Raw genomic sequence first — 4674 nt, 5'->3', positions numbered from 1 at the left:
CATGTTTTTCTGGAACAGTTACTCCATCAAGAAGGTACTGAACAAAATCACCTAGCTGGACTTCTTTGCCATCAAGGACTTTCTTGCCAGTTCTATCAAGTACATGTTTTTCTGGCTTAACATTTGGAACTTCAACTGTTACAAGATTCGACTGATAGCTATTCCCAAAATCGATCTGTTTAAAATCGTTCTTCACGATTTCTCCCTCTTTTACTAAGAGTTTAGCTGAAAGATCAATCGTCACATTTTTATTTTGCTTCACGTAATTGTTGTAGAAGCTCGCAGAGTCTTTTGCAACCCAAAGATAAAATTCACCTTTAGGTGCCAAGTTCAATTCCTTCAAAATCTTATTGATTGCATCTGTACGTCCTTTGTCTGAAAGCACGTGATACATATCAAAGAGCTCTTTCACATCTTTCCCTGCAGCCGTCATTGTAATCTTGTCCTGGTCAACTGTGAAGGCTTTGTCTTGAACATCATCCAAGATTCCAAACTTCTTACCAAGTGCTTGCGCTGAAGCAAGAGTTTTGGTATATGGGCTATAATCTGTTGTCAAACGGAAGGTCACGTTGCGGTCAAATGTTGTCGCACCGTTGATATCCTTACCAGAATGATCTAACACAGCTTTGACTGGTTTTGGTGGTTTCGGCGTATAGTTTGTTACAGTGTTTGAGTAAGCCTCGTAGTTATTCACTAACACTTTATAAGTGTTATCATAGAATCCCTTGTCATAGATTGGCTTCCAGGTAATCACTGGAGCTTCTAAGCGTTTCCCTTCGTAAGTTGCAGTAAAGGTATAAGTGTTCTTTTCTGCATCATAGGCAACGCCCCATCCTGCTTTCTCTGCAGTTGCTTTTGTGACAGCTACATCAGGAACAGCACCAGTTTCAAGTGGATCAATGATGGTAATCTTGTCCCCTTTTTTAAGGTTCGCATAGATATTATCATGGGTCAATGTATAGGTCTGAGTAGCGTTTTTAGCTACTGTTTGGCCATCTGTATTGGTCTTATCTGTATCTGCTACAGATTTGCGGACAACTGGTTTATATTGCAATTTGTATCCGTGATAGCTAGCGGTTAAGTGCTGATTTTTGGTTTCAGAAACAGTCTTCAGAGCCAAGGTTGGTTTTGCTGGATTCTTCGCATTAACCAATTCAGCGGATACAGGTTCTGGTTTGACAGGTTTAACCGTGGTTTTGGTAAGACTTGCTGTAGCAGGGACTTCCACAACTGGCGCCACAACTCTAGTATTCAAGGCAAACCAATAAGTTTGACCATTTGGTGTTTCTGGTCCATCCCATTGGATAAACTCAGTCTTGAAATCTGTTCCTGACTTGAAGACACCAAGCGCTGCACCCTTGTATTGGTAAGGTGAGTCAGATGTATCCCAGAGATGACCGACATCCTCTTGACGGTTATAGTCTTCTGCATAGACATAACCGTAATCTGTATTTTCTGTAACAGTAGAACCGTTAATCTCCACGTGCTTCCCGTTGATAGCTTTGGCACCTTCCCAACCAATGCGGTTGTGGTTTAGCGATGAGTAGGTCAAGGCTGCTGGAGTCTTTTCACTTGCTTGGAATGCTACTTCTTTCCCGTCTACCGTGTAGTAGTAGGTATCTGTAACGAGGAAGTTCATGTAGTCAGCAGCGCCACCAGCTCCATCATTACGAGCCACTACAAATCCTTCAGTTGGATCATTCAAGACATAGACATCATTCAAGCCCGTTTTCCCTTGGTTGAGGATTTCAAATTTGCGATGGATACGAGAAATATCGTGTTGTTTCCCATCTGCAGTTGAAACGGTTAAACCTTTTAAGCCTGTATAGTCAATTTCAGTTTTCCAGCCATTACCAACATCCTTATATTTTAAGACTTTGGTAGAATCAAGAATACGACCATATCCTGAAGAACCACTTGAGGAAGCAATATAACTTGTCGTTACTACTGTTGAACCTGAAGCAGATGACTTCACTGTTGCTTCAGGATTAGCTGTTGCAAGACTAAGAGCCTGTAAGACAACCTCTTTTGTGTACCCTTCCGTACTTGTTTTAGATTGAAGTTCATTGTATTTCTTCTGCCAGTCTGCTTGTGCTTGCTTAGCTTTGTCATAAGCTGCTTGGTTTTGGTTGCCAATTTGCTTGGCTTCATCAGCTGAAGAAACCTCTTGTGTTTTAGAAGTTAAAAGTACACCAGAATTTTTCAAATCAGCTGATTTGCGATCAGCATCTTGATTGACTTGTTCACTAGCATTCTTCTTCTCTGTGTAGGCAGCCATAATCGCTTTGTTAAGCTCAACTTTTCCTTTTGCAGCTGCAATAGCCTGTTCATTTTTCTTTTGTAGATCCTCTACTTCTTTGACTGAAGAAACGGTATGTGTCACGACCTTAACATCAACTTTTTCTTTCTTCAGCTGTTCAGATGCGCTTTCTACCGCTTTGTTTAAGGTAGTAGCTTGCTTCACAGTCGCATCATACTTCCCTTTTTCAACCAGGTAATCTGCTACTGCTTTCTTGTTCTCTGATAAGACCTGTTTAGCTGTTTGAGTAGCTTTCTTGTTTTGGTCTGCTGAACCATCTGTGGCAGTCGAACTGTCATTCGTCACTGTGACAGTTGTTGCCCCTTCATGTTTGGCTTTTTCAGTAGCCACAAAGTTATTATTGGCTTGAATAGCTTCCTGCGCTTCCTTGAAGGCTTCATTGTTTTGAACCTGTTTTGCAGTCGTTTCTTCAAGTGCCTTGACTTGCTTATCCTGGTCTTTTTTGATTTCAGTCTTGGACTGTTCCAGTTTTGAAGCAGTCGTATCTGTTCCCTTGTCAACTGATTGAGTCTCAGAAACATTTACCCCTGCTTCTCTTGCTTTTCCAGCTGCCTTAGTAACTACTCCATTATCAATCGCTACAGACTGGCTTCCTGTTGTTTTACCAGCTTGTGTAGCGTATGCGTTGTTGTCGTTTTTACTTTCAGGCTGGACTGCTTCATCCGCCAATACAGTTCCTGCAGAGAAAGCTACAATCCCTGCAATTGCAATTCCTGATACTAATCCTTTAGCCCATTTTTTCTTACGGAAATATCCGTGTCCTTGTGTTTTTTCTGCCATTTAATGTTTTCCCTTTCCATTTCACCTTAAAATAATTTTTTCTTGTAGAAGTAGCCAACTGCGGTCAACAACATCCCACCAATAGCTCCTAGAATGCTTTCTGCTGTCCCAGTGTTTGGAAGTGTTTTGAGCTTGCCATCTTTATCAGTGATAGAAATAGTCTTATCTTCGTTAAGGCTTCCCCCTACTTCTTCAGGAGCCACTACAGAACCATCTGAGAGAACCACGTTCCCGTTTTGTGTGCTAACGACAGAAGCTCCTGTGTTGGTTTGAACGGGTTCTTTTGTCACATCATGCACCACTTGACCTGTTGAGCTTGAAGTTGTGCCAATTTGTGATGTTCCTTGTTGGTTAGCCTGGTCTGTTGTTTGTGGTTTTTCAGCTGGAACGCCGTCCAAACTTTCAGCATCATCTTTCCCTTGTGGTTTATCTGAAGGTGCTGGCTTGTCAGTTGGGACACCATCCAAACTTTCAGCATCGTCCTTGCCTTGCGGTTTCTCTGGTGTTACTGGCTTGTCAGTTGGGACACCGTCCAAGCTCTCCGCATCGTCCTTCCCTTGTGGTGTACTTGGAGTGGTTGGATCAACTGGAGTCACTGACGGCTCTGTTGGTTGAGTTGATGGAGTTTCTGTTTCTGTTGGGGTAGTTGGTGTAACCACTTCTGTTGTTGGAGCAGAAGAATCGATAGGGGTCACTTCATCAGCTGCCACATAGCCAGCTTGTGCAAGTGCGAGTGTTGAAAGTGCGAGTGTTGCGAGTACTTGTTTTTTGTTCATGATTGTTTTTCCTTTTCTAATTTTTAAGATAATTTGATTCTTTTGGTTCGGTCTCTACAACAAAACCATATTTTGAAGAATCTGAAGCTTTTACATCAAACGTTAATCTGATGCTAGATGATTTATCCCCTCTTTTCACAGATAGGATATAAGAGACCGTATATTTTTGAGATGCTGAATCATAATCCAGTTTCTCTAAAATTACGGATTGGAGTGCTCCTTCTTTAGGTGCTGTAAATTTCGCATCACCTTCGGAAAGAAAATCTACTAGGTTTTCTTTTTTGCCCGAGTAGTAAGAAGGTAAGAAATAACGGCTAAACACATCAACTTCATTTTTCGTTGAAATGATAAGTTGAGTATTTTTTTGTTCCTGATATAAGAAATTTACTTTTTCGGACTGGCTTGATAGTTGAGCGAAAGCAAGAAATACGCAAACGATATTTATTGCTAACAACACTCCCAAAGCACCTAAAAATAGATAAATTTTCTTCAGGGAAACTGACTGCTTTTGAGCTATAGGAGGGGCAACAGTTATTTGACCTCCTACTTTTAGATCATGTGATGGACGATTTGGTTGTGAAAGAACTGCCATCTCACCTTCAGCTGGGAAAAGAGGAAGAGAAGAATCAGATAACCCTAAACTTTGTTTATATATAGGGTAAATCTGGTTCTCAAAATACTCCCGTTTTTCTTGATAGCTGTAATTCGCAAATTCAGAACGAGTAAGTATCGCTTGAATGAGAGGAAGCAAGAGGTTTTCATAGTCTTCAGTAATGAGGAATGGACTAGCATAAACCT

3 protein-coding genes are annotated in these 4674 nt (G+C 41.2%); all 3 read right to left on the bottom strand.

Annotated features, from left to right (window positions below; genetic code table 11):
* On the bottom strand, positions 1-3100 hold a 3100-nt coding region (locus tag SORDD16_RS08290; RefSeq protein ID WP_061453095.1), incomplete at its 3' end, for an SspB-related isopeptide-forming adhesin.
* A 26-nt stretch (positions 3101-3126) separates the two neighbouring features.
* A complete protein-coding gene (locus SORDD16_RS08285) occupies positions 3127-3876 on the bottom strand; it encodes an LPXTG cell wall anchor domain-containing protein (RefSeq protein ID WP_061453094.1) in 750 nt (249 codons plus the stop codon).
* A gap of 16 nt (positions 3877-3892) precedes the next feature.
* Positions 3893-4674, bottom strand: a 782-nt coding sequence (locus SORDD16_RS08280; protein ID WP_241734037.1) for a hypothetical protein, incomplete at its 5' end; no start/stop codon positions are given.

It is taken from the genome of Streptococcus oralis, assembly GCF_001578945.1.
GTDB lineage: Bacteria > Bacillota > Bacilli > Lactobacillales > Streptococcaceae > Streptococcus > Streptococcus oralis_Q.
This window is presented reverse-complemented; position numbering and strand designations above follow the sequence as displayed.